Source organism: Pedobacter sp. N36a (assembly GCF_014472395.1).
Classification (GTDB): domain Bacteria; phylum Bacteroidota; class Bacteroidia; order Sphingobacteriales; family Sphingobacteriaceae; genus Pedobacter.
The window spans coordinates 301805-326014 of sequence record NZ_JACSZW010000005.1 but is presented as its reverse complement, the minus strand read 5'-3'; the positions used below and the strand labels follow the sequence as shown (position 1 = coordinate 326014).

Sequence of the window (24210 nt, the reverse complement as noted above, 5' to 3'; positions counted from 1 at the left end):
TTTTCTGACTCACCTGCGGTGGTGGTTTAAGTGGCAGGTTTCATGTGTGTATTAATTTGTGGTGGTGGTAGTTTGTTGATTTATTTTATTTTTTGAATGATTACTTTATTTTGTTCAATACCGAATTTGACGCCCCCGGTCCCTTCCAGTACGCTTAAGAATGTAGAAAGGTTACTTTCTCTCGGAATTACCCCCGTGAAATAAAGATCGGGTGCTGTACCTTTATAGACCAGCTCTACATTGTACCAACGTTCCATTTGTTTCATGACTTCATTGGTTGGGGTGTTGTTGAATACGAAAGCATCGTTCTTCCAGGCAAGCACTTCCTCTAAATCCGCTGCGCTGATTTTAGCAGGATTTTCATCAGTAGTTTTCATTTGAGCCTGTTCTCCAGGTTTTAAAACCTGGTAATTGTTGAACTTCAGACGGCCTAATTTTACACTTCCTTCTGCAAGCGTAGTACTGATCTGAGGCGCATCTTTATAAGCACTAATGTTGAATTTTGTCCCTAAGACCTCTAGAATTTGTTTGTCAGCAATCACACGGAATGGCTGATGTTTATTCTTGGCCACTTCAAAATATACTTCTCCACTAATTGTTACTTTTCTTTCTCCGGGAAGGAAATTGGTTGGAAAGCGAATGGAAGAGGCTGCATTGAGCCATACTTTAGTGCCATCAGGAAGAATAATTCGGTATTGTCCGCCTTTAGGGGTAGAAACTGTATTGTAGTTTAAAGCTTCGGCATTGCCAGAAGGGTCGTTCTTTTGTCTGTTGTAGGCCAGCTGACCATCGCTGGTATTGCTGAAGTTGATGTCTTTACGCTGAGCAAGTGCGCCGTTTTTAGCACCATCTAAAACCAGCTCCGTTCCATCAGCTAATTTTAGAATCGCTTTATTGCCACCGGGTTTTACTTCATTTTTGAAAGTAAGCTGTTCGATATGTGGGCTGGCTGGATATTGCTGGTAAAAATAAACAGCGATTCCACTGGTCAGGATCAAGGCTGCAGCAACTGCTATTTTCTGCCAGTTGAAATGGAGTTTTCTCGTTTTTAATTCGCTTGAATCTGGGGTTAATGGAGTTACAGCACTGCGCTTTGAGTCAATTTCCTGCTCGATTTTGGAGAATATGCGTTGGTATACCGCTGTCTCGTCCATGCCGGGAGCATCCGGCCATTCTACGATTTCATGTTTTGGAGAACGGTACCATCTTAGTAATTGCTCCCGTTCTTCTTTAGTACAGGTACCGTTGATGTATTTTTGAATTAATATAGGAGTATCGTCTCTTTTCATTAGTGTAGATCTGTTATTAGCGGTTTCAGGACTATGTCAAGTGTGCATCTCTTTTTAGTAATGCCAATTTTAATCGACCGTGGTTCTGGGCTAATTATAAAGGAGTACGTTGAACCCCGGCCTTACCCTTAGTAGGTAGTAAGAAAAATGATGTTTTATTTTTAAAAGTGTGTTTTTCAAAGATAGGAGCTGTTTTTTTTTAGCTATTTTAGTAGAAAAGCGCAAGCAATCAGGAGTATTCCTGAATTGTTCAGGTCTTTTCTGATGGTTTTTAAAGCTTTACTGAGGTGTGCCTCTACAGTTTTTTCGGCAATGCCCATTTCTTTGGAGATTTCGGGAATCGTTAATCCGTGCTGGCGACTGTATTTAAAGACCAGTCTGCATTTTTCTGGCAGCTGTTCTACAATGCCGTCAATGTATTCCTGCAGGAATTTGGCCTGGATCTTTTCTTCATCTAGTGCAACGAGCTCCGTTTGGTAGTTTAACAAGGCGAGTTCGGCTCTTCTTTTTTGCTGATGAATACTTTTGAATACTGAAAATTTAACGGCAGTGGCTAAGTAGTTTTCAAGAATGTTGATTTCAAGAACGGCTCTTCTGTTCCAAAGTCCGATAAATACTTCCTGAACGATTTCTTCAGACGCAGAATGGTCCTTCGTATAATTGTACGAAACTGCAAGCAGTTTCTTCCAATAACGATTGAAGAGTGCTGTAAACGCAAGGCGATTGCCAAGACGCAGCTCCTCCAGCAGTTCCTGATCAGAAAAATTATGATAACCCCCCATATATCCCGAGGCTAATGTAGCGATAAAACCATTTTATTTTATTAACGATCAGCTTTATAGACATTATTTTTACAAGCATTTGCTCGGGTATCCCGGGGAATTCTGTTTCTGATACGGTGTATATGGGGAATTTGAATGCTGCCTAGGAGAGTTCTAGGGTCGTATTTTTCCAGGGCTCAGCTTTTAAATGGATGTTCTAAAACGTTTAAAAAATAAATTACCTACTATGGCCTGCGTTATTTTTTAGTACTTGTGCTCTTTTACATAAAGCTGACAGCTAAAACCTGTTAAAAAAGCGGGTTTATGGTGATTTTATACTACTTTTGTTCGTGATAAGCGCAGCTTTCGCTGTGTCTTTTCTTATACATTTGTACCATTATCTCATAATACATGGATGCTAATTCAAAGCTGGCTATAGTTATCAACGACAATGATTTGTCTGTCGAACTTAAAGCCATAGCAAATAAAGTTCAGAACCAGGAAAGAATCACTTTCGATGAAGGCGTATATCTTTATGAAAATGCCGAATTGGGCTACCTGGGTGTGTTGGCGAACTACATCAGGGAGCAGAAACACGGTGATAAAACTTATTTTAACCGCAATTTCCATATTGAGCCGACCAATGTTTGTGTTTACGACTGCAAATTTTGTTCTTATTCCCGTTTGATTAAGCAGCGTGAAGAAGGATGGGAAATGAGCGTAGACGGAATGATGGACGTGCTTAAAAAGTACGATAATGAACCCGTAACGGAGGTTCATATTACTGGAGGTGTGGTGCCAAAGCAAAATCTGGAATTCTATAGTGATTTCTTCAGACGGGCAAAAGCACACCGTCCGGATCTGCATGTGAAAGCATTGACTCCGGTAGAGTATTATTACATCTTCAAAAAGGCGAAATTAAGCCACTATGATGGTATGAAATATTTGCAGGAAGCTGGTTTGGATTCTATGCCAGGTGGCGGTGCAGAGATTTTTCACCCGGAAGTAAGGGAAAAGATTGCACACGATAAATGTAATGCAGAGCAGTGGTTGGATATTCATGAGCAAGCACATAAGCTGGGCATGAAGACCAATGCGACCATGCTTTACGGACACATAGAGAAGTTTTGGCATCGGGTAGACCACATGGAACGCCTGCGTCAGCAGCAAGATAAATCGGGAGGTTTCCAGGCCTTCATTCCATTGAAATTCAGAAATCAGAATAACCAGATGGACAACGTGCCAGAGGTGTCAGTGATTGAAGATTTAAGGAACTATGCGATTGCAAGGATTTATCTAGACAATTTTGACCACATCAAAGCTTACTGGGCAATGATTAGCCGTCAAACTGCACAGCTTTCTCTAAACTTTGGCGTAGATGATATTGATGGTACTTTAGACGATACCACCAAAATTTACTCTATGGCAGGTGCGGAAGAACAGCATCCGGCAATGAATACGGAAGAACTGGTGAACCTGATCAAGCAGGTGAACCGTAAGCCAATAGAAAGAGATACCCTTTATAATGTAGTGACCGATTATACGGATGTTGTATTTGAAGGAGAAACGAAACCACAGTATTATAAATTGCCGGTCATCAATTAATGGATAAAGAACTATACATCATCAGACATGGTGAAACCGATTTAAACAAGCAGGGAATTGTGCAGGGAAGAGGGATCAACAGTGACCTGAATGATACCGGAAGGGCACAGGCAGCGTCATTTTATATGCTGTATAAAGATGTTCCTTTTGATAAAGTGTACACTTCTACTTTAAAACGTACGCATCAAACCCTGAAAGGGTTTATCGATGCAGGTAGGCCATGGGAGCAATTGTCCGGTCTGGATGAGCTCGCCTGGGGTGTTTGGGAAGGTAAAGCCAATGATGAACACGCAATTGCGGCTTTTAAAGGCATGATGGAAAAATGGCAGTCTGGAGATTTCGACAGTCATTTTGAAGGTGGTGAAAGCCCGAATCAAGTGAAAGCGCGTCTTCAGGAAGCATTAGATATCATAGTGAATGCGGCAAATGAGAAAACGGTGCTGGTGTGTATGCACGGTCGAGCGATGAGGCTGTTACTATGCCTGATTACCGGTAAATCTTTAAGCGAGATGACGGAATTTCCTCATCAGAATACGACGCTTTACAAAGTCGGACTGAAAGATGGCCAATTTACCATCCTGGAGTTCAATAATACCGATCATTTAAAAACATTTCCAATTGAGTAAGATTAAGATTTCCGCAGTTTCTTATACCAATACCAAGCCATTTATGTACGGTATTGAGCATTCAGAACTGATCGATAAAATAGATTTGAGTTTAGATATTCCTACAGATTGTGCCGCAAAATTGATTAACAATCAAGTGGATATTGGTCTGATTCCTGTGGCAGCCATCCCATTGGTGCCCAATGCGAACATCATTGCCGATTACTGTATTGGATCTGTAGGTGCGGTAAATTCTGTGTTTGTATTCAGTAATGTCCCTTTTCAGGAGATTAAGACTGTAAAATTAGATAGCCATTCCCGCACTTCAAATAACCTGGCGAAGGTATTGCTGAAATTCCACTGGAAACAGGAGGTTAGTTTTACTACTGATCTGGAAGCGACTACAGATGCGATGGTTTTAATTGGCGACCGTACTTTTGGTAAAAAATCCGACTATGCTTATGCCTATGATATGGGAGAGGAGTGGATGAAATTTACAGGTTTGCCTTTTGTATATGCTGCATGGGTGGCCAATAAAACAATTCCAGCATCATTTATCTCAGAATTTAATCAGGCTTTGGCTTTTGGGCTTTCTCATCGTGGAGAGTTATTGAAAGAATTACCTGAAATTGCAAATTTTGACATGGAAGATTACCTGTGTCATAAGTTAGATTTTGAGTTGACCGACAAGAAACGCGAGGCATTAACTTTGTTCTTATCGTATATAGAACAATTATAGAATTTATAGTTTTCAACAAAGCTTAAAGGTTAGCCATTCAGGTGCTATCTTTACAGTTTTGTAAATAAGATACATTTTGGCTAAAGACAAGACTAAAGAGACACCTTTAATGCAACAGTACAATGCGATTAAAGCAAAGTACCCCGGGGCGTTATTATTGTTCAGAGTAGGCGACTTCTATGAAACATTTGGTGAAGATGCTGTAAAGACCTCCCAGATTTTGGGGATTGTATTGACAAGAAGGGGAAATGGACCCGGTGGTCACATTGAACTGGCAGGATTTCCGCATCATTCTTTAGACAATTACTTGTCGAAATTGGTTAGGGCCGGACAAAGGGTTGCGATATGCGATCAGCTGGAAGATCCGAAAATGACCAAAACCATTGTAAAACGTGGGGTAACAGAACTGATTACTCCCGGTGTTGCTTATAGTGACAATATCCTGAGTCAGAAGTCTAACAATTACCTTGCTGCAGTTTATTTTGACAAAACCGGTATGGGCGTATCCTTTCTGGATATTTCTACCGGAGAGTTTTACGTGGCTCAAGGTAATGAAGAATATATTGATAAGCTTTTACAAGGCTTTAAACCCACAGAAGTTATTTTTCAAAAGAGTAAAAGGAAAGAATTCCTCGAACTTTTTGGAGATAAGTTCTATACTTTCACACTAGACGACTGGGCTTTTACCACCGATTATACGAATGAAACTTTACATAAGCATTTTGAAGTCAACTCCTTAAAAGGATTTGGGGTAGATAAGCTGTCTATCGGCACTATCGCCGCTGGGGTTATCCTTCATTATCTGAATGAGACGGAGCACAAAAATCTAAAACACGTCAGTGCGATTTCACGATTAGAGGAAGATAAATACATGTGGCTGGATCGTTTTACGATTCGAAACCTGGAATTGGTCAGCGCTAACAATGAAAATGCAGTGACGCTTTTTCAGATTTTAGATCAGACTGCTACTCCAATGGGTGCCCGATTGTTACACCGTTGGATCATCATGCCGCTTAAAGAACTGAAGCCTATTCAGGAACGTCTAGGGATGGTGGAATACCTGGTGAAAGATGAAGTTTTGGTAGAAAAATTCTTAGACCATATCAAGCAAATCGGAGATCTGGAACGCCTGATTTCTAAGGTGGGCTTATTGAAAGTTGGTCCGAGGGAATTGTGTCAGCTGAAAAAAGCATTGTACCATATTGAATCGGTCAAGGATATTGCAAACGCTTCAGAAAACCCATTTCTAATGGCGTTGGCCGCACAGCTGGATCCTTGTTTATCCATCAGGGAGAAACTGGAAAGAGAATTACAGCAAGATCCTCCAGCTTTATTGATTAAAGGAAATGTGATTGCAGATGGGGTGGATGAAGAATTAGACCGCCTGCGCAAGATCTCCTTTGGTGGAAAAGATTATTTAATAGAAATTCAAAAAAGAGAAGCAGCCATCACTGGCATCCCTTCTTTAAAAGTAGCCTTCAATAACGTTTTTGGTTATTACCTGGAGGTGACACATACGCATAAAGATAAGGTTCCTACCGAGTGGATCAGGAAACAGACACTGGTGAGTGCAGAGCGCTATATTACACCAGAGTTGAAAGAATATGAGGAGCAGATCCTTGGAGCTGAAGAGAAGATCATGCAGATCGAAATCCGCCTTTATGGAGAATTAATGCAGCTCGTAAGTGCTTTTATCAAACAAATCCAGCTGAATGCTTTTTGTATTGCGCAATTGGATGTATTGCTGTGTTTTGCGCAGCTGGCGGTAAAAAACCACTATGCCAAACCAGTCATGAATAAAGGCAAAGGCCTGGACATTAAAGGCGGTAGACATCCGGTGATTGAAAAGAGACTGCCTGTCGGTGAAGAGTACATTACCAATGATGTTTTTCTGGATAATGTCACTCAGCAGATCATCATCATTACGGGACCCAATATGTCGGGTAAATCGGCGATTTTAAGACAAACGGGGTTGATTGTATTGATGGCGCAAATGGGCTGTTTTGTTCCAGCCAAAGAAGCAACAATTGGTTTGGTAGATAAAATATTTACCAGAGTTGGGGCTTCAGACAACCTTTCTTCCGGAGAAAGTACGTTCATGGTGGAGATGAATGAGACGGCAAGTATCCTGAATAATATTTCGGAAAACAGCCTGATCTTATTGGATGAAATCGGCAGGGGCACGAGTACTTATGATGGGATATCCATTGCCTGGGCGATTGCTGAATTCCTGCATACGCATCCAACAGCTAAGCCAAAAACCTTATTTGCGACGCATTATCATGAGCTGAACGAGCTGGCAAATACCATGAGCAGAATCAAAAACTTTAACGTTTCTATAAAGGAAGTGGGTAATAAAGTGATTTTCTTGCGTAAATTGGTGCCTGGAGGCAGTGAGCATAGTTTCGGTATTCATGTAGCTAAGATGGCGGGTATGCCTCCAAAGCTGATCAACAGGGCAAATGAGATCCTGAAAAAACTGGAAATTGACCGTACTGAAGGACAAAGTATAAAAGATAGCATTAAGAAAGTCCAGAATCAGGCTTATCAGCTGCACATGTTCGCAATTGATGATCCGGTATTGGTGAAAATAAGAGATACATTAAATAACCTAGATGTGAATGTGTTAACGCCGGTCGAAGCCTTGCTTAAACTAGACGAAATACAGCGCATCATTAAACAGTAAACGATATGACCATTAATCAGACCGCTCTTAAAGGAAGATTTAAGCTGTTGCTGTTTTTAATGGTGTTGCTCGTTTTTTCTGCCTGTAGAACAAGGAAAAATACCAACGTAAATACGACTGCCGCAAGAGCTGCAGTGGTGATGTCTCAGCTGAAAAGCAAACCTTTATATCGTTTTATCAATGATTGGACGGGGGTAAGGTATCGTTTAGGTGGTTTAGACAAGCGCGGCATCGATTGCTCCGGCTTCGCTTTGCTGCTGCAAAAGAATATCTATGGCAACGAACTGCCTAGAAGATCCAGCGATCAGGCTGCCGTCATCAGGACCAAAAGTATGGGACAGCTGAAGGAAGGTGACCTGATATTTTTCTCTTTCGGCGGCAGAGCTGTAGATCATGTTGGTATTTATCTGAAAGACAATTTCTTTGTTCATGCATCTACCACTCGTGGGGTGATTGTAGATGACCTGAGCATACCCGCTTATCAAAAAGCAATGGTCAAAGCCGGATCGATCAAAAATTAACATTCCTTTGCTGATTTCTTTTCTTTAAAGCACTTAAATACGGTTTTTTTTCTTTTGTGATTGACTGTTCATGTATCGGTTTAACAATAAACAGGAACAAAAACGGAAAACTCCTGTTGTTATATTACATCAATTGTAATCATATATGACAGAGAGACACACTTATCAAACCGGAATCATAGGAAATTGCGCTTACCTCGCCCATGTTAACAAGAACACCAATATAGACTGGCTGTGTTGGCCTAGATTTGACAGCAGCTTTGTTTTTGGTGGTTTATTGGACCAGGAAAAAGGAGGCGAATTTTCGATTCTCCCGGCCGGTGAGTACTTATCAAAACAGTATTATCTGGAAAACACGAATATCATTTGTACGGAAATCAGCAATGAGGAAGGCAGTTATCGTGTAACCGATTTTGCACCGCGTTTTCATCAGTTTGAGCGCTATTTTAAACCGCTGATGCTGATCAGGAAAATAGAACCTTTAACAGGAAATCCAAGAATAAAAGTCACTTGTAAACCGGTTTGTGAATACGGTGGAAGGAAACAAAACGCAAGCAGAGGAAGTAACCATATTGAGTTTACCGGGGATACGGAGGATATGCAACTGAGTACCAATATCTCCCTGAGCTATATTGAAGATGAAAAATATTTTGCTTTGAATGAGACAAAATACCTGATCTTAACCTATGGGAATGAACTGGATGCACCCATTATCAGCACTGCAGAGCGCTTTTTATTGGAAACAAAGAAATATTGGCGCACCTGGATCAAGCACTCTACGATCGTTGGGTTTTATCAGAACTATATTATCCGTTCCGCATTGACTCTAAAAATCCATCAGTATGAAGATACAGGTGCGATTATCGCAGCCAGTACCACCAGTTTGCCAGAATCTCAGGGCAGTGGAAGAAACTGGGATTATCGCTATTGCTGGATGAGGGATACCTATTATGTGATCACCTCATTGAACCATATCGGTCATTTTGAAGAAATGGAAAGGTATTTTAATTATATCACTGACCTCTCATTTAGGGATGAAGAACGTTACCAGCCACTATTCGGTATTGCCGGAGAACGGGTGTTGACAGAACATATCGTTCCTGATTTAAAGGGATATTTAGGCAATACCCCCATCAGAATTGGGAATCAAGCTTTTGAGCACATTCAGAATGACATCTATGGGCAGGTATTGATTTCCATGCTGCCTCTTTATACCGATAGACGTTTTATCTATTCAGAAAGAAAAGATTCAGAAAAATGGCTGGACTCTCTATTGAAAAAGATTGAGCATACTATTGATGAAAAGGATGCTGGAATATGGGAATTTAGAAACCTTCCGAATACCCATTGTTACACTAATTTATTTCAATGGGCAGGGGCAAATGCAGCTTTAAAAATGGCGAAAACCATTGACGATAAGCCTTTGCAAAAGCGTGCACAGTTGTTAATTGATAAAGCAGCCCAGCATATTGAGGATTGTTATGATCCGGAACGTAAAGTATATACGCATGCGGTGGGCAGCCCTTACCTGGATTCCAGTACTTTGCAGTTAATTTTAATGAACTACCTGGATCCGAATTCGCAAAGAGCAAAGGACCATTTGAGTGCTCTAGAAGCAGAACTTAAAGGAGCAAATGGCTTGTTTTACCGATACATCCATACTGATGATTTTGGTAAGCCAAAAACGACCTTCTTAATTTGTGCGTTTTGGTATGTGGAGGCTTTGGCCTGTGTAGGAAGACTGGATGATGCGATCAGGGAATTCGAGTCTATTATTAAATATTCGAATCATTTGCTGTTATTCAGCGAGGATGTGGATGAAGTAGATGGTGGCCAATGGGGCAATTTCCCTCAGGCTTATAGTCACGTTGGCTTGATGAATGCTGCACATCGAATTGCAGTGAAGCTAGACAGACCGTCTTTTTTATAAATAGTTTTTATAAAATAAGCGCTGGCCCAATTAAAGGGCCAGCGCTTATTTTATTGGATCAGTTCTTGTAGCAATGCTCTAACTTCTCTAAAATCTTTCAGATAGTATCTTGCTGCGGAGATATTGCTGCCTACTTTAATGGTATAAGCTTCGGAAGCTAATGCTTTAAAAATATCTTCATCAGTATGGTCGTCTCCAAGGGCCAGGATAAAATCAGGGTTTTGTCCGTAAAGCCAATTTTGAGCAGCTTTTCCTTTATTGACTTCTATGTTCTTGAACTCTATGACCTTATTTCCCGGCATCATCTGCAATCCTTTGTCGGCAATGACCAAACGAAGGTGGTTGATGATTTCGTTAGCTCTGAGGGCTCCTAAGCCTTCTTCTACTTTTCGGTAATGCCAAACAAGAGAGTAACTTTTCTCTTCAATGAATGATCCTGGGGTACGGTCAGTATAGGTGTCCAGGACCAGTTTGATCTCCTGTTTCCATTTATCGGTGAGCAATGGGAGGGGTTTCCAATCGGTATGCTTGTATTTTTGCCATGCGCCATGTTCTGCAATCATATCTACATCTAAATGTCCAAACCACTGTTCTAAGGTTTGGTAATTGCGGCCGCTAATAATAATGACCTGGTTTGCAGGGTCTTTCGCTAGATTTTTTAGGATTTCATATAACTCTTCATCAGGAGAGGCTTTGTTGATATCGGCATTAAAGCCAACCAATGTTCCATCATAATCGAGGAATATATACCTGTCTTTTGCATTTTTATAATCATTACTGATTTGATTTTTAATCGATGCCACCGCGTGTTTGGTATGTAATGATTCCTGCATCGTTTTGACTTCTTTTAATTTATCCATAAAGTTTTTCACCCAAAGGTGTATGTTGAATTTGCTGACAATTGCCCGCATACTTTTCATTCTGCTCTGCTGTTCTTCTAGAGGCATATTAATGGCCTGAACGATGGCTTCTACCAAGTCGCCGATGTTGTTGGGATTTACAATCAGGGCATCGTTGAGTTCTTTTGAGGCGCCAGCCATTTCACTTAAGATTAATACGCCATCTTCATTTAGTCTGGAAGCGACATATTCCTTACTCACCAGGTTCATCCCGTCGCGCATTGGTGTCACCAGACAGATGTCGGCAGCACTATAAATAGCGGAGAGGAATTCAATGGAAAATGAGCGGTAAAAATAATGTACAGGTACCCAGTTAATGGTTCTGAATTTTGCATTGATATTGCCCACCAGCTGATCGATCTGGTCTTTTAACTCTTTATATTTTGGAACAGTATCCCTGGATGGTACTACAATCATATAGAGCGCTAGTTTTCCAATGTATTCTGGATGAGTTTGCAGTAAAAGCTCTAAGGCCTGCAGCCTTTGTAAAATGCCTTTGCTGTAATCCAGCCGATCTATAGTCAGGATGGTTTTTATATTTTTCAGGCTATTTTTTATGGAGACAGTAAATTTGGCCGCTTTAGCATCCCTGGTCAGTTGGTCAAATTTTTCATTGTCAATTCCCATGGGAAATGCTTCAACTACGACTTGTCTATTCTTGTAGTTTAGAATATTATCGGAAGGGTTGCTGGACGACAAACGGGAGGCTGCACTGATAAAGTGTCTGGCATCGTCAAAAGTATGGAAGCCTAGAAGATCTGCCCCGAGCATTCCAGCGATGATTTCTTCTCTCCAGGGAATGAGTCTGAAAATCTCGAAGGAGGGGAATGGGATGTGCTGGAAAAAACCGATAGTGACTGTTGGTAGCTCTTCCCGGATTAAATTAGGGAGTAACAGGAGTTGGTAATCTTGAATCCAGATCTTATCGCCACTAGATAGATGCTGCGTGACTACTTGCTTGAATTTCTCATTTACAATCTGATAGGAATTCCAATAAGATTGCTCGAAATTTGCATAGGTAACCAGGTAATGGAACACCGGCCATAAAATTTCATTGGAGAATCCCTCGTAATATCCATTAATGTCTTCAATGGTTAAGAAGACTGGAATGAGGTTTAATTCTGCCAGTTTCTCAGTTACTTCTGCTTGTCTTTCTTCCGGGACTTCTATGCCTGGCCAGCCAATCCAAATGTTGTTTCCTTCTTTGTAAATGGAGCCGAGGCCGGTAGCGAGGCCGCCTTCGCTGGGACTTAATTGATAAACGCCGTTTTCTTCTGTTATTTTGACCGGTAGCCGGTTGGAGATGATGATGGTTTTACTTTCTCTTATCATTATATTAAATAATAACGATTCTTGTTGCATTTTGTTTTGCTTTTTTCTACTAATGAGTATGTGTAGGCTGTTTCTGTAAGGACAAGCAGTTCTTTTTAGAGATTAAAACATAGATTTTTGAGTATTGTTTTGATAAACATAGTTTCGTTATAAATTATTTTAATTAATTACGTATCATTGTATTCAACAAAATAGAGATCGTATGAAAGAGAGCGTCAGGCCATTAGAAGCGGCAATTCCAGAAATTTTACACGCGATTCAGGAATTACATGTTTTTATTTTTAAAGGTTTTAAGGAGATGAACAGGAATTTGGTACTGGTGCATGAGCGGGTAGATCGGTTGGAACTCCAACTGGAAAAATTGGAAGATCGGGTAGATCAGTTGGAAATTCGTTTAAGTACGAAAATGGAATGTTTAGAAGTTAAGCTAAATGTGATGAAAGGAAATTCCCTCGCCAGTTTGGACACCATAGACCGGAAGATCAATCGGATGCAGGTGAATGTATCAGGGCAGCTGGAAATTATGGAAGAAAAGATGAGGCTGCTGCAAGTCAGTTTAACTGCTGGTGGTTACAGGGTATGAAGAGATTTTTGAGCACACATTAATTATCCCTAAAAAATAGGATTATCACCTATATTTGCTAATTAATCCAGCGAAAACATGATGCCTATACCAAAACAAGAAGAGTCCTTTTGGAAAAAATACAAGAAGTTTGCAACTACTGAAATCCTGATGTACCTGATTATGATCATAGGGATCGGATTAGGAATACTTATGCTCAGCTAGTGTGGTTATAACTTATAGATTACTCTGCTGTGGTCAGCCGCATTTATATCATTTATAAAAGTGCTGAAGTCCTGGTATTGCTCAGCCGGATATGTTCCGTCTTTTAGGATCATTTTCCTTTTGTAAATCAAGGTTCTTCCTTCCAGTAGAATTGTTGCGCTATAACTACCGAATGCAGAGTTGATGTGTTTATTTTTTGGCAAGGCTTCTAATTTAAAGTCCTTAGGGAGGAGATAAGTTAATTCATCTTCATCCGTATACCCTCTATTGATGTACACTTTTAAGGTTCTGTTTTTTACTTCTGGAACAACACTGGATTTATTAAACAGGTTCAGTTCCAGATAAAAAAGCTGTTGGTTTCTTGCAGCATATTTTTGGATATCGAAACTGAAAGCTGCGCTAGTACTTGGTGTATCACTTTTATCCTGGCTGATTTTAAAATCACTGAAACTGATGTGGTCTATATCGTAACTGCTTTTTAATCGTTTCAGCTGATCAGACACGGGCAGGTCAATTAAGTTGTTGTCATGGTCATATTGAGCACCACTATAGATAGTTTTAAGGCTGCCCGTTATATTTCCAAGGGTATCAATGTTAAGGCTTGCCTTTCTACGCTGCAGGTTCATTTCGGTTGTGAGCTTAGGTGTCCGCAGTATTTTACCGCCATCTGGTGTACAAGCAAAGACTGTTCTGTCCTCAGTGAAATCACCGAGAAAGCCAAAGGGGCTTTCTGAACTGGTACATTCTAACCAGACGGTATCTGTTTTTAGTGGAACCGCTAGAATGATATGGTTACCCTGGTCCATACTTGCAAAATCGAGGTCTATATCCTTTCTAGCACTACCAGCATTTACCACACAATACAAAGATGGAATGCCCACACTCTTTAACAATGTTTGCGTATAATTGACTAATGCTTTACAATCTCCATAGGCCAATTGCTGAACTTCTGCTGCGGGCATAGGCTGAAAACCGCCAATCCCTATCTGTACGCTTATGTATCTTGTTTTTTTCTGGACATACTCATAGATTTTTTTAGCTTTTTCGCGATCGTCATTGATACCACTAACCATTGCTTTGACTTCCTGAATAGTTGATTCCGGTAGCTGCTGTCTATTTTTAATCAGGTCATCATAAACCCATTTGCCTAATGCTTCCCAATTTTGGTAGCTGCCTTTGTATCCGTAATAACTGAATTGTTTTGCGGCAATCTTTATTGATGTTTTGTAGTCGTCAGGATCAGGAGCAAAGGGTTCTTTTTTCATCGCCGACTGATTACTGAGCTGCCAGGTATAGCTTTTTGTTTTTTCGGTACGGAGTACTTCCGCCTTACCTGGATAATTATTTTCTTTAATTCGGATTTCGTCTTCAGGCTTTGTTATAAAAACATATTTGTTGCTTTCTACGGATTGGTCAGGATGTGGATTAGGGTACCAATCTGGAAGGATGAGGTTTTGTTTATTTCGTAACTCATATTCATACACAATGGTATAAGGATAGCTGAATACACGGGGAACATAATACTTCAGCCGGTAATCCACATACAGGCTTCCATTGCTTACTGCGCTCTCATCGCTGAAATCACTCTGTGAAAATTTATACGTCAGCACTCCAAAAGCATTGAGCATTTGGCCTTTTATCCGCTGAATTGACGTGCTTTTATCGTAATGTAAAGCCAATTCTGCTCTAGCATCTCCATTTTTATTCCATACCGTAACCACCTTTTTAACACTGATCAGTACCTGGTCTATCCCTTTCATTTCCACAGTCGTTTCCATATCACGGATGACAGAGTTGGCATTTATTTTTAGGCTTGCTGGTATTTTATCAACGGAATAGCTGGATTGGGAAAAACTTGATATCCCTGTCAATAGCATCAAGAGGAGTAGGAGCAGCTTATTCATTATTTTGCTTTTTTAAGGATAATATCCGTTTTTTGATTTTGAATGATCTGACTGTAAAACTCTTTTAAAGAGAAGTATTCCGATGGATCATAAATTGGTTTATTGAGCTGTAAAAACTGACTAAAGCTGATGGTATGGTCTGAAAAATTGGTACTGGTCAGGTAACGTCCACCATTGTCGGGCAAGCCAATGCTCATGTCTTTTGGCTGATCTGACATGGTATAATCTTCAGGAACATTTAATATAATGGTGACACGACGCTCAGAAGCTGTACCTAAATCTACCGGGTAAGTTCTTTCACTGAGGTTGAAAGGGTTTTTGAGGATACGGTCAATGAAGAAGGGGTTGAAGAAAATTTGCGCTAAGCCATCACCATCGTAAGAATCGATCAGTAATTCATATTTTTCTACCAATGGTAAGTTAACGCTATCCACATTGCTGATCTCATGGTTGGTAATGCTAATCTTGGGCATTTTCTCATCTAGTTTCTCTACATATTCAGCAATAGTACCTGCGGATTCTATTCCTTTTCTTTTTTGGAATGCGGAGTAGCCAGTAGAATAAGTGACGAGTTGTCCTTTTATCTTTCCGTCTTTTGCTAGTGTCGCAGTTAAATTATACCGGATGTAATCTTTTTGGCCAGAACTGATGTCGTACCAGTAGGATGGCTTTTTCAAGTTAATTACCCTTCCTTGTCCATTCATACAATGTAAAGGGAGCATGCCGAAGGGCAGCAAAGGAACAGAGGCATCTAATAAATAACTTTTTTCGCCAATATTTAACTTGACGACTACGTAATTGAAATTACTGATGACCGGAAATAATTTGTTCAGCTCCCCATTATTTCGGGTAGATAAAATGAGGGCTTCCGCATCGAGGTCTGCGGCACTGAATGCGGAGATTAAAGCCAGATTAATGTCTCCGGTATTGCCAGAATGGCTTTCCAATGCTTTTTTAACCGCAGTTTCGCTGTAAATGCCTATGTACCCGTTAGATTTTATGTTTTTCGCAATGTAATTGTATATCGCCTGTGCCTTTGAAAGATCATCAGTGGTATTCTTTAGGATCTCAGGCATTAATTCTTTGAAAGCGTCTTTCTTTTTCATCTGTGCGCCAAAAGATCGATCTGAAGTCAACTCATTGTCTACATTCTTCCAGGTCTTCGTTACATTGACTTTTCCTCCTGATAACATCGCATAGTCAGACAGCTCAAAATAAATGGCAGAGATAAAATTAGTAGGGGCTGTCATGTGCTCCTCTTCTATAAATGCAGGAATATTTTCCATGGTATAGGTCATTTTAGAGCAATCGATCTGAGTCCCATTGATTCTCAGACATTCTTTACTGAGCTCAGCTTTCGTGTCTTTGAGTTTTAAAACGCCTCTAAGCACTACATTATAATTGTATAAGGCAGGTATAGAGGCAATATACTGGCTGTGTAATTTTGGAATATCGGCTTGAAAATTCCAACTTTTAAAGTTGAAAATATAAGGAATGTGTAAGGTGTAGCTGTATTCAATGATACTGCCATCCATGATATTGGGCAGCGTGAACTTGGTATTGGCGGTATACTTGCTGACTTTCTCGTTAAATACTTTTTTTGGGTCCAGCTGGCTTTGCTTAAATTGACCTTCGGTATAATTAATGGTGACTGCTTTTAGCTCGGATAACTGATCTGGCACGTCGTTGTAAATGCGCTGCGGGATGCTGATGTTCGCTTGTTCATAGCCTTGTTTATTAAATATTTTCAGGCGTACATGGTAACGGTAAGCGATCACAAGCCTGCCATCTCCAGGGCTTTGTTCCATGGAGGCTGTACCAAATTCCCGCAGGACAATGGCATTCGCATTGGAATCAATAACCGTGTTTTTCAGCTCGATTTCTTCATGCGTAATTCCGGCAAAGGAGAAGTCCTGTGCGTAAATAGGGAGTCCAGCAAGGAGCAGCAAGGCAAAGCATAAAAGGGATTTCATAAGAGCGTATCATTTGAACGACCAAGTTAAGTTACTTTAAGCTAAAAAAGAATTTTTGACGTTAATTAAGGGTAGGGCTCTTCTTTGCTATCTTAGAATCCAATTCATTGCCATGGTATTTAGTGCATTACTAAATAAGTTCAGGTTTAATGGATGATTTTTACGACTTTTGAAGAGCTACCAAAGCGTTAAGAATGGATTCTTTAGGATTCAAACCTTTAAAAATAGCAACATATACGAATGAAATTAAATTTAAACCGCCCTCTTGCTTTTTTTGATCTGGAAACTACAGGTGTTAATGTAGGTGCAGATCGCATTGTTGAAATTGCCATTTTAAAAGCGATGCCCGATGGTACGGAGCAGATCAAAACGATGCGCATTAATCCTGAGATGCCAATTCCTTTAGCTTCTTCCCTGATTCATGGGATTTATGATAAAGATATTGCCAATGAACCCGCCTTTAAAGAGGTAGCCGCTGAATTGGCTGAGTTTATTGGAGATGCGGATCTTGCAGGTTACAATTCCAACAGATTTGACATTCCGGTATTGCTGGAAGAGTTCTTAAGAGCAGGAGTAGATTTTGATATGTCTGACAGGAAATTTGTGGACGTACAGAATGTTTTTCACCAAATGGAACAACGCACCTTGCGTGCTGCATATAAGTTTTATTGCGATAAAGATATCGTGAATGCACACTCTGCTGAAGCAGATATTACCGCTACTTACCATGTATTGCTTGCACAGATTGAGCGCTATAAGGATACCGAGTTTGAAGATAAACAAGGGAATATTTCTAAGCCAGTGAAGAATGACGTAGATGCGCTGCATACTTTCACAAATATGAACAAACCGGTAGATTTTGCGGGCAGAATGGTGTTTAATGAGCAAGGGCAAGAGACTTTTAACTTCGGTAAGCATAAAGGTAAAACTGTGGAACAGGTTTTTGATACTGAGCCAAGTTATTATGCCTGGATGAGGCAAGGAGATTTTCCTTTATATACCAAGAAAAAATTAGAAGAGATCTGGGCCAGATGGAATAAGAAAAAGGAACAGCTGAAGCAGGAAAAACAGCAGCAAACGGTACTGAGTAAGCCTAAGCCAGCTGTAAATTCGGGAGCAAGCAATGTAGTTAAACCTGCAGCTTCAGCACCAGCACCGCAGCAAAAAAAGCCGAAACCAGCAGTTGAAGTTACTAACGATATGCTGGAGCAACTGAAAATGAAATTCGGTAAATAAAGAAAATCAAAAAAAAGAAGAAGAGGCTGCCCGGAAGTTCAAAAACTTTAGGCAACCTCTTTTTTGTTAAAAACAACATTTATATGATGATCAAAAGAATCTCATTTTTTATCCTTTCTTTCGGATGGTCTGTTGTCGTTTCTGCGCAGCAAAGTTTACCGCTTCCTCCGGAAATTCAGACTGCTTACACTAACGGAACCCGGGATGTTTCTGGAAAACCAGGTCCAAAATATTGGCAAAACACCGCCAATTATGATTTGAAAGTGAACTTTAACCCGGAAACCAGAGCGCTGAAAGGAGTGGTGGAAGTTGTTTATTATAACAATAGTCCGGATACTTTGAAGCAATTGTGGTTTAAACTGTACCCAAATCTTTATAAAAAAGGAGTGGAGCGAAATACTAAGTTTAACAACCGCGACTTGAATGATGGGGTGGATATTTTAGCGATCCAGGCAGATGGACATCAGCTGGATAAGAAAACAATTACTATTGATGGTACCAATATGCAGACGAGCATCGCTCCGCTGGCACCGGGAAAATCTATTAAGCTAAAAATCAGCTATCAATATGACCTAAATAAAGGTTCTCACATGCGTACCGGACAAGTAGATGAAGGTTCTCATTTTGTAGCCTATTTCTTCCCGCGTATTGCCGTGTATGATGATGTTGACGGTTGGAATAAATACCCTTATACGGGAGATGTGGAGTTTTACAATGACTTCTGCAATTTCAAGGGCGAGATTACGGTTCCGAAAAACTTTGTAGTTTGGGCAACCGGGGATTTAATGAATTCAAAACAAGTGCTCCGTAAAGAGATTGCAGCGCGTTTAGCAAAAGCGGAGAAAGAAGATGCGGTCATAGATGTGATCAATGACCAAGACTTAGCCAATAAAGCGGTTACTGCGGACCAAGCTTACAATACCTGGAAATTTGACGCAAAAAACGTGACAGATTTTGTATTTGCCACCAGTGATCATTACTTATGGAAATCAACCAGTTTGGTAGTTGATCCTAAAACAGGCAGAAGAACAAGGGTAGATGCCGCTTTTAATCCGATTCATAAAGATTATTATGAAGTCATCGATTTTGCGCGTCAGACGGTACATGCGATGAGTTATACTTTTCCAAAATGGCCTTTCCCGTATGCACACGAAACGATTTTTGATGGTTTAGACCAGATGGAATATCCAATGATGGTGAACGACAATCCGGTGGAAAAAAGACAGGATGCAATCACGCTTACCGTTCATGAAATTTTTCATACCATGTTCCCTTTTTATATGGGTATCAATGAAACCAAGTACGCCTGGATGGATGAAGGATGGGCAACCATCGGAGAATGGCTGATTGGCCCAATGATCGATACCACAATGGTGGATGAATATGGGATTGCACCTACAGGGATGACCTCCGGTACAAAAGATGATTCGCCAATTGTGACTTTAACTACTGAACTGAAAGGCTCGGGAACTTTCACTAATTCTTATCCAAAACCTGGACTGGGTTATTTATTTGTTAAAGATTATCTGGGAGATGAATTGTTTCTCAAAGCCCTGCACCATTATATTAAATTGTGGAACGGAAAGCACCCGATGCCTTATGATTTCTTCAACAGTATGAATGAAGGTTCCGGCAAAGACTTGAATTGGTTCTGGAAACGCTGGTTCTTTGAAGAAGGCGTTACCGATCTGGCTATTGCACGAGCCGATAAAGTAGCGGATGGATATGAGATCACCATTAAGAATAAAAGCAATAAACCGTTGCCAATTGATTTAAAATTCACTTATGGGGATGATACGACTGAAGATCTTCATAAAAGTATTGGCGTATGGGAAAAAGGTGATGCTCAGGTAACGATTAAACTAAAGACCGGTAAAAAGCTTAAAAAAGTAGAGCTGGGTAGTGCTCATGTGCCAGATAAAGATAAATCGGACAATATGTTAAGTCTTTAATCAGCTTAATCATAAACATTCGTCAACAAAAAAGCACCATTGAAAAATGGTGCTTTTTTGTTGAATTCTATTTTTTAGCTAAGCGTACCTTGAATGTCTTCTCTTTTTTTTGAGCATTTTAATTAGTTTTTTTTATAAAATCAATATTCCGGGTTAAGCCTCTAAATTTTGTACGCTTGACCGCAGAATTTTTAAATATCGTTTTGAATACATCCTCAGTGATGTCCATCCAATCTTCTTTTTTCATGTAGAGTAAGCGCTGATTGGCTTGGAACTGAGGTTCCGTATGAGGAGTAGAAAACCTGTTCCAAGGGCATACATCCTGACATATATCACAGCCAAACATCCAGTTTTCCATTTTGTCACTAAATGATTTCGGGATTTCGTCTCTGAGTTCTATAGTCAGGTAGGAAATACATTTTTTCGCATCAATGATAAAAGGAGATAATATGGCATCGGTAGGGCAGGCATCAATACATTTGGTACAGGTACCGCAATGGTCAGTCTGAAAAGGCTGGTCATATTCCAGGTCCAGGTCTATGATCAGTTCTGCTAAGAAAAAGAAAGAGCCACTCTTTTTATTGATCAGATTGCTATTTTTCCCGATCCAGCCGATACCCGCACGTTTTGCCCAGGCCCGATCTAAAACGGGAGCTGAATCTACAAAAGCACGACCAGACACGTCGCCGATTTCCTCCGAGATAAAATTCAGCAATTGAAAGAGCTTGTCTTTGATCACCAAATGGTAATCCATGCCATAAGCATATTTAGAAATTTTTGGTGCTTCCGGATCTTGCTGCTGACTTTCTGGATAATAGTTGAGTGTGAGGGAAATCACAGATTTGGCATCATCCACCAATAACCTTGGATCCAGCCTTTTATCGAAATGATTTTCCATATAATTCATTTCTCCATGGTGCTGTTTTTTGAGCCAATTTTCCAATCTGGGCGCTTCTTCCTCCAGAAAATCGGCTTTAGCAATGCCGCATTGCATGAAGCCAAGTCGGAGGGCTTCCGCTTTAATTAACGCACTATATCTTGCCGCATTGTTCAACATCAGGTACAAAGATAGGATTTAGCAATAAAACCTTTTAAAAGATGTGCTGTTATTAATGTATACCAATCTATGAAGACAATGGAAAATCAAAATGATCAACATGGCCAGGAGCCGCTAAAACCACATAAGCCCATAGAAACAGATTACGCGAAGCATCAGGATGATCCTGGACCTTCCCGAGAGGCAGTACATGAATATGATAAGAATGGGGCAGCAGTTGCGCTAAAATGGATTATTCCCGTATTGGTTATTGCCTTGCTGATTTACTGGCTATTTTTTAAGTAGCACCAAAACCATAATTAGTTATGGTGCTACGCTCAGTGTGATACTATTTAAGTAAACGTACTTCGTAAAGATCTTTACGTCGATCTTTCAGGATTCTTACCGTCCCAAAGTGATGTATTTCATCTAATAAGTGCAGATCCACATCCACTACTAACATCATTTCCGTATTTGGAGTAGTTTCTGCTTTCACTGCATTGGTTGGGAAAGCAAAGTCTGAAGGCGTAAATACCGCGGATTGTGCAAACTGAATGTCCATGTTATTTACTTTAGGTAAATTACCTACACAACCTGCAATAGCCACATAACATTCGTTTTCTATGGCTCTTGCCTGTGCACATCTTCTTACCCTGGTATAACCATTTTGAGTATCTGTAAGGAAAGGGACAAATAGGATCTGCATGCCCTGATCGGCATAAATCCTGCTCAGCTCCGGGAATTCCACATCATAACAGATCAGAATTCCTACTTTACCGCAATCAGTGTCGAAGACCTGAATTTTGTCTCCACCCACCATTCCGTAGTATTTCTGCTCATTTGGCGTGATGTGAATCTTTCTAAATTCATCTGTTTTTCCGCTTCTATGGCACAGATAAGTCACATTGTAGAGCTTATTGTTCTCTAATACGGGCATACTTCCAGATACTATATTTACATTATAGGATACGGCATATTCCTGCATTCGTTCTACAATTTCTTCTGTAAACTCGGCCAGTTTACGCATGGCTTCCATTTCAGGAAGATCATTGTAAGGTTCCAGTAAAGGCGTGTTAAAGAATTCGGGGAACATGATAAAGTCAGACTGGTATCCACTTACAGCATCCACAAAGAATTTCACTTGCTCATAAAATCCTTCAATATCTGGGAATAAGCGCATTTGCCATTGTACCAATCCAATTCTAATTGTCTTCGCTGAACGCGCAGAAGCATCTACACCTCTGTAATAAATATTATTCCATTCTAGAAGCGTCGCATAATCTTTAGATTCATGATCTCCGGGAAGGTAGTTTTTCAATACTTTTCTAACGTGAAAATCATTAGAAAGCTGGAAGGTAAGGGTAGGGTCGAAAATCTCTTTGGCTTTCACTTTATCAATATATTGACGAGGAGTCAAGGTATCCGCATATTGGTGGAAATTCGGAATTCTGCCACCGGCAACAATACTCTTCAGGTTTAAAGTTTCACAAAGCTCTTTTCTGGCTTCATATAGCCTACGTCCTAATCTTAGTCCACGGTATTCAGGATGTACAAAAATTTCTATGCCATATAGTACATCGCCTTCACGGTCATGTGTAGAAAAGGAATAGTCGCCGGTAATGTTTTTGTAAGTATGCTTATCCCCATATTCGTCGTAATCTACAATAATAGATAAGGAACAAGCCACTACTTTATCATCCACAGAGATACAGAGCTGACCTTCAGGGAAGAGTTTAAGCAATCTTTCGATGCTGCTTTTACTCCATATTTGTCCGCCTAATGTATCGTAGGCCTGGCTCATGGATTCCTTTAAATCATTATAGTCTGCTAAAGTTAGTTTTCTTAATTCTATGTTCATATACCTAAGTTTAGGTGATCAACACAGAAATGATGCCTAAAGCAGGTAAGCGCTTAAAATAGTTGTCCTGTATGTCCAGGAAAGTTCTTTTTTAAATGTTTATAAGCAGCTTCGGTGACTTCTCTTCCGCGTGAAGTACGCATCAGGAATCCTTCCTGAATTAAGAAAGGTTCATAAACTTCTTCTATTGTTCCTTCATCTTCACCTACGGCAGTGGCAATGGTTTTTAATCCTACCGGGCCACCTTTAAACTTGTCGATGATGGTCACCAGGATTCTATTGTCCATTTCATCCAGTCCGTGCTCATCTACGTTTAAAGCCTTTAGTGCGTATCTGGAAATGGCGGTATCAATCTGTCCATTGCCCTTGATTTGCGCGAAATCTCGGGTACGTCTGAGTAAAGCATTGGCAATACGAGGTGTTCCTCTGCTGCGGCGTGCAATCTCATACGCGCCTTCTTCTGTGATCGGAGTTTTTAGAATATCTGAAGAGCGCAGTACAATGTTGGTCAGTAGTTTAGCGTCATAATAAGCCAGGCGGGAGTTGATCCCAAACCTTGCCCTTAAAGGCGCGGTAAGTAGTCCGGAACGGGTAGTGGCACCTACTAAAGTGAAGGGGTTGAGACTGATTTGTACCGAGCGGGCATTAGGGCCGCTTTCCAGCATGATGTCGATTTTAAAATCCTCCATTGCAGAATAGAGGTATTCTTCCACCAATGGGCTCAACCTGTGAATCTCATCGATAAAAAGGATATCACCTTCGTCCAGGCCAGTTAGCAAACCGGCAAGGTCGCCAGGTTTGTCCAGTACCGGACCTGAGGTTACTTTAATTCCTACGCCCATTTCATTGGCAATGATATAGGAGAGGGTGGTTTTGCCAAGTCCCGGAGGACCATGTAATAAAACATGGTCTAAGGGTTCTCCGCGTAACTTTGCAGCCTCTACAAAGATCTTTAAGTTCTCCATGATCTTTTCCTGTCCTGTAAAGTCTTCAAATGCCTGCGGGCGCAATACTTTTTCAATATCACGTTCAATAGGGGTTAAGCTTTCAGCGTTCGGGTCCAGATTCTCGTTCATGAGGTAAAGTTAGTATAAAAG

19 protein-coding genes are annotated in these 24210 nt (G+C 40.4%); 11 read left to right on the top strand and 8 right to left on the bottom strand.

Annotated elements, in window-relative coordinates; translation table 11 throughout:
* Nucleotides 1-80 precede the first annotated feature (80 nt).
* Both H9X96_RS12400 and H9X96_RS12395 read right to left on the bottom strand, forming a co-directional pair.
* Complete coding sequence (locus H9X96_RS12400; protein ID WP_187666577.1) at nucleotides 81-1289, bottom strand: FecR family protein; 1209 nt, start codon at nucleotides 1287-1289, stop codon at nucleotides 81-83.
* A gap of 203 nt (nucleotides 1290-1492) precedes the next feature.
* Entirely contained in the window at nucleotides 1493-2071 is a 579-nt protein-coding gene (locus H9X96_RS12395) for an RNA polymerase sigma-70 factor (RefSeq protein ID WP_187666576.1), read from the bottom strand.
* A gap of 390 nt (nucleotides 2072-2461) precedes the next feature.
* On the opposite strand from H9X96_RS12395, the gene mqnE reads away from it, so the two are divergent.
* From mqnE to H9X96_RS12365, 6 genes are all read left to right on the top strand, one after another.
* Nucleotides 2462-3655 carry an aminofutalosine synthase MqnE gene (gene mqnE / locus H9X96_RS12390; RefSeq protein ID WP_187666575.1) on the top strand — a complete coding sequence of 398 codons (1194 nt, stop codon included), beginning with the start codon at nucleotides 2462-2464 and terminating at the stop codon, nucleotides 3653-3655.
* Complete coding sequence (locus H9X96_RS12385; RefSeq protein ID WP_187666574.1) at nucleotides 3655-4281, top strand: histidine phosphatase family protein; 627 nt, start codon at nucleotides 3655-3657, stop codon at nucleotides 4279-4281. Before mqnE ends, H9X96_RS12385 begins: the two co-directional genes overlap by 1 nt.
* Nucleotides 4274-4999 (top strand): menaquinone biosynthetic enzyme MqnA/MqnD family protein, encoded by a 726-nt coding sequence (locus H9X96_RS12380; RefSeq protein ID WP_187666573.1) that lies wholly within the window; start codon nucleotides 4274-4276, stop codon nucleotides 4997-4999. Before H9X96_RS12385 ends, H9X96_RS12380 begins: the two co-directional genes overlap by 8 nt.
* Nucleotides 5000-5075: 76 nt before the next feature.
* Nucleotides 5076-7685, top strand: a complete 2610-nt coding sequence (gene mutS, locus H9X96_RS12375) for a DNA mismatch repair protein MutS (protein ID WP_222943898.1) — start codon at nucleotides 5076-5078, stop codon at nucleotides 7683-7685.
* Nucleotides 7686-7690: 5 nt separating this feature from the next.
* Complete coding sequence (locus tag H9X96_RS12370; RefSeq protein ID WP_187666572.1) at nucleotides 7691-8206, top strand: C40 family peptidase; 516 nt, start codon at nucleotides 7691-7693, stop codon at nucleotides 8204-8206.
* A 145-nt stretch (nucleotides 8207-8351) separates the two neighbouring features.
* On the top strand, nucleotides 8352-10136 hold the full coding sequence (locus tag H9X96_RS12365; RefSeq protein ID WP_187666571.1) for a glycoside hydrolase family 15 protein: 1785 nt from the start codon (nucleotides 8352-8354) through the stop codon (nucleotides 10134-10136).
* A gap of 50 nt (nucleotides 10137-10186) precedes the next feature.
* On the opposite strand, the gene H9X96_RS12360 is transcribed toward H9X96_RS12365, so the two are convergent.
* Nucleotides 10187-12367, bottom strand: a complete 2181-nt coding sequence (locus tag H9X96_RS12360) for a bifunctional alpha,alpha-trehalose-phosphate synthase (UDP-forming)/trehalose-phosphatase (RefSeq protein ID WP_187666570.1) — start codon at nucleotides 12365-12367, stop codon at nucleotides 10187-10189.
* A gap of 202 nt (nucleotides 12368-12569) precedes the next feature.
* Between H9X96_RS12360 and H9X96_RS12355 the strand changes: the two genes are divergently transcribed.
* Together H9X96_RS12355 and H9X96_RS22910 are read left to right on the top strand one after the other, a co-directional pair.
* Nucleotides 12570-12950, top strand: coding sequence for a hypothetical protein (locus H9X96_RS12355; protein WP_187666569.1), 381 nt, complete (start codon nucleotides 12570-12572; stop codon nucleotides 12948-12950).
* Between the two features lie 78 nt (nucleotides 12951-13028).
* Nucleotides 13029-13154: a hypothetical protein gene (locus tag H9X96_RS22910; RefSeq protein WP_255431098.1), complete on the top strand. Its 126-nt coding sequence runs from the start codon at nucleotides 13029-13031 to the stop codon at nucleotides 13152-13154.
* A gap of 5 nt (nucleotides 13155-13159) precedes the next feature.
* Here H9X96_RS22910 and H9X96_RS12350 read toward each other — a convergent pair whose 3' ends face one another.
* Nucleotides 13160-15058, bottom strand: coding sequence for a DUF3857 domain-containing protein (locus H9X96_RS12350; RefSeq protein ID WP_187666568.1), 1899 nt, complete (start codon nucleotides 15056-15058; stop codon nucleotides 13160-13162).
* Entirely contained in the window at nucleotides 15058-17031 is a 1974-nt protein-coding gene (locus H9X96_RS12345; RefSeq protein ID WP_187666567.1) for a DUF3857 domain-containing protein, read from the bottom strand. Before H9X96_RS12345 ends, H9X96_RS12350 begins: the two co-directional genes overlap by 1 nt.
* 240 nt (nucleotides 17032-17271) lie before the next feature.
* Here H9X96_RS12345 and H9X96_RS12340 point away from each other — a divergent pair, with 240 nt between their 5' ends.
* Both H9X96_RS12340 and H9X96_RS12335 read left to right on the top strand, forming a co-directional pair.
* Nucleotides 17272-18267 (top strand): 3'-5' exonuclease, encoded by a 996-nt coding sequence (locus tag H9X96_RS12340; RefSeq protein WP_187666566.1) that lies wholly within the window; start codon nucleotides 17272-17274, stop codon nucleotides 18265-18267.
* A gap of 83 nt (nucleotides 18268-18350) precedes the next feature.
* Nucleotides 18351-20219, top strand: coding sequence for a M1 family metallopeptidase (locus H9X96_RS12335; protein WP_187666565.1), 1869 nt, complete (start codon nucleotides 18351-18353; stop codon nucleotides 20217-20219).
* Between the two features lie 118 nt (nucleotides 20220-20337).
* Here H9X96_RS12335 and queG read toward each other — a convergent pair whose 3' ends face one another.
* The gene (gene queG / locus H9X96_RS12330; protein ID WP_187666564.1) at nucleotides 20338-21276 is read right to left on the bottom strand and encodes a tRNA epoxyqueuosine(34) reductase QueG; all 939 of its coding nucleotides are present in this window, start codon (nucleotides 21274-21276) and stop codon (nucleotides 20338-20340) included.
* A 78-nt stretch (nucleotides 21277-21354) separates the two neighbouring features.
* Between queG and H9X96_RS12325 the strand changes: the two genes are divergently transcribed.
* Complete coding sequence (locus H9X96_RS12325; RefSeq protein ID WP_187666563.1) at nucleotides 21355-21561, top strand: hypothetical protein; 207 nt, start codon at nucleotides 21355-21357, stop codon at nucleotides 21559-21561.
* Nucleotides 21562-21604: 43 nt separating this feature from the next.
* Here H9X96_RS12325 and H9X96_RS12320 read toward each other — a convergent pair whose 3' ends face one another.
* The gene (locus H9X96_RS12320; protein ID WP_187666562.1) at nucleotides 21605-23113 is read right to left on the bottom strand and encodes a carbon-nitrogen hydrolase family protein; all 1509 of its coding nucleotides are present in this window, start codon (nucleotides 23111-23113) and stop codon (nucleotides 21605-21607) included.
* A 53-nt stretch (nucleotides 23114-23166) separates the two neighbouring features.
* Nucleotides 23167-24189, bottom strand: a complete 1023-nt coding sequence (gene ruvB, locus H9X96_RS12315) for a Holliday junction branch migration DNA helicase RuvB (protein ID WP_187666561.1) — start codon at nucleotides 24187-24189, stop codon at nucleotides 23167-23169.
* Between the last annotated feature and the right edge of the window lie 21 nt (nucleotides 24190-24210).

Coding starts and splice junctions, on each gene's coding strand:
- H9X96_RS12400 (WP_187666577.1), bottom strand. CDS start 1,289: ATGAAAAGAGACGATACTCCTATATTAATTCAAAAATACATCAACGGT.
- H9X96_RS12395 (WP_187666576.1), bottom strand. CDS start 2,071: ATGGGGGGTTATCATAATTTTTCTGATCAGGAACTGCTGGAGGAGCTG.
- mqnE (WP_187666575.1), top strand. CDS start 2,462: ATGGATGCTAATTCAAAGCTGGCTATAGTTATCAACGACAATGATTTG.
- H9X96_RS12385 (WP_187666574.1), top strand. CDS start 3,655: ATGGATAAAGAACTATACATCATCAGACATGGTGAAACCGATTTAAAC.
- H9X96_RS12370 (WP_187666572.1), top strand. CDS start 7,691: ATGACCATTAATCAGACCGCTCTTAAAGGAAGATTTAAGCTGTTGCTG.
- H9X96_RS12365 (WP_187666571.1), top strand. CDS start 8,352: ATGACAGAGAGACACACTTATCAAACCGGAATCATAGGAAATTGCGCT.
- H9X96_RS12360 (WP_187666570.1), bottom strand. CDS start 12,367: ATGATAAGAGAAAGTAAAACCATCATCATCTCCAACCGGCTACCGGTC.
- H9X96_RS12355 (WP_187666569.1), top strand. CDS start 12,570: ATGAAAGAGAGCGTCAGGCCATTAGAAGCGGCAATTCCAGAAATTTTA.
- H9X96_RS22910 (WP_255431098.1), top strand. CDS start 13,029: ATGATGCCTATACCAAAACAAGAAGAGTCCTTTTGGAAAAAATACAAG.
- H9X96_RS12350 (WP_187666568.1), bottom strand. CDS start 15,058: ATGAATAAGCTGCTCCTACTCCTCTTGATGCTATTGACAGGGATATCA.
- H9X96_RS12345 (WP_187666567.1), bottom strand. CDS start 17,031: ATGAAATCCCTTTTATGCTTTGCCTTGCTGCTCCTTGCTGGACTCCCT.
- H9X96_RS12340 (WP_187666566.1), top strand. CDS start 17,272: ATGAAATTAAATTTAAACCGCCCTCTTGCTTTTTTTGATCTGGAAACT.
- H9X96_RS12335 (WP_187666565.1), top strand. CDS start 18,351: ATGATGATCAAAAGAATCTCATTTTTTATCCTTTCTTTCGGATGGTCT.
- queG (WP_187666564.1), bottom strand. CDS start 21,276: ATGTTGAACAATGCGGCAAGATATAGTGCGTTAATTAAAGCGGAAGCC.
- H9X96_RS12325 (WP_187666563.1), top strand. CDS start 21,355: ATGGAAAATCAAAATGATCAACATGGCCAGGAGCCGCTAAAACCACAT.
- H9X96_RS12320 (WP_187666562.1), bottom strand. CDS start 23,113: ATGAACATAGAATTAAGAAAACTAACTTTAGCAGACTATAATGATTTA.
- ruvB (WP_187666561.1), bottom strand. CDS start 24,189: ATGAACGAGAATCTGGACCCGAACGCTGAAAGCTTAACCCCTATTGAA.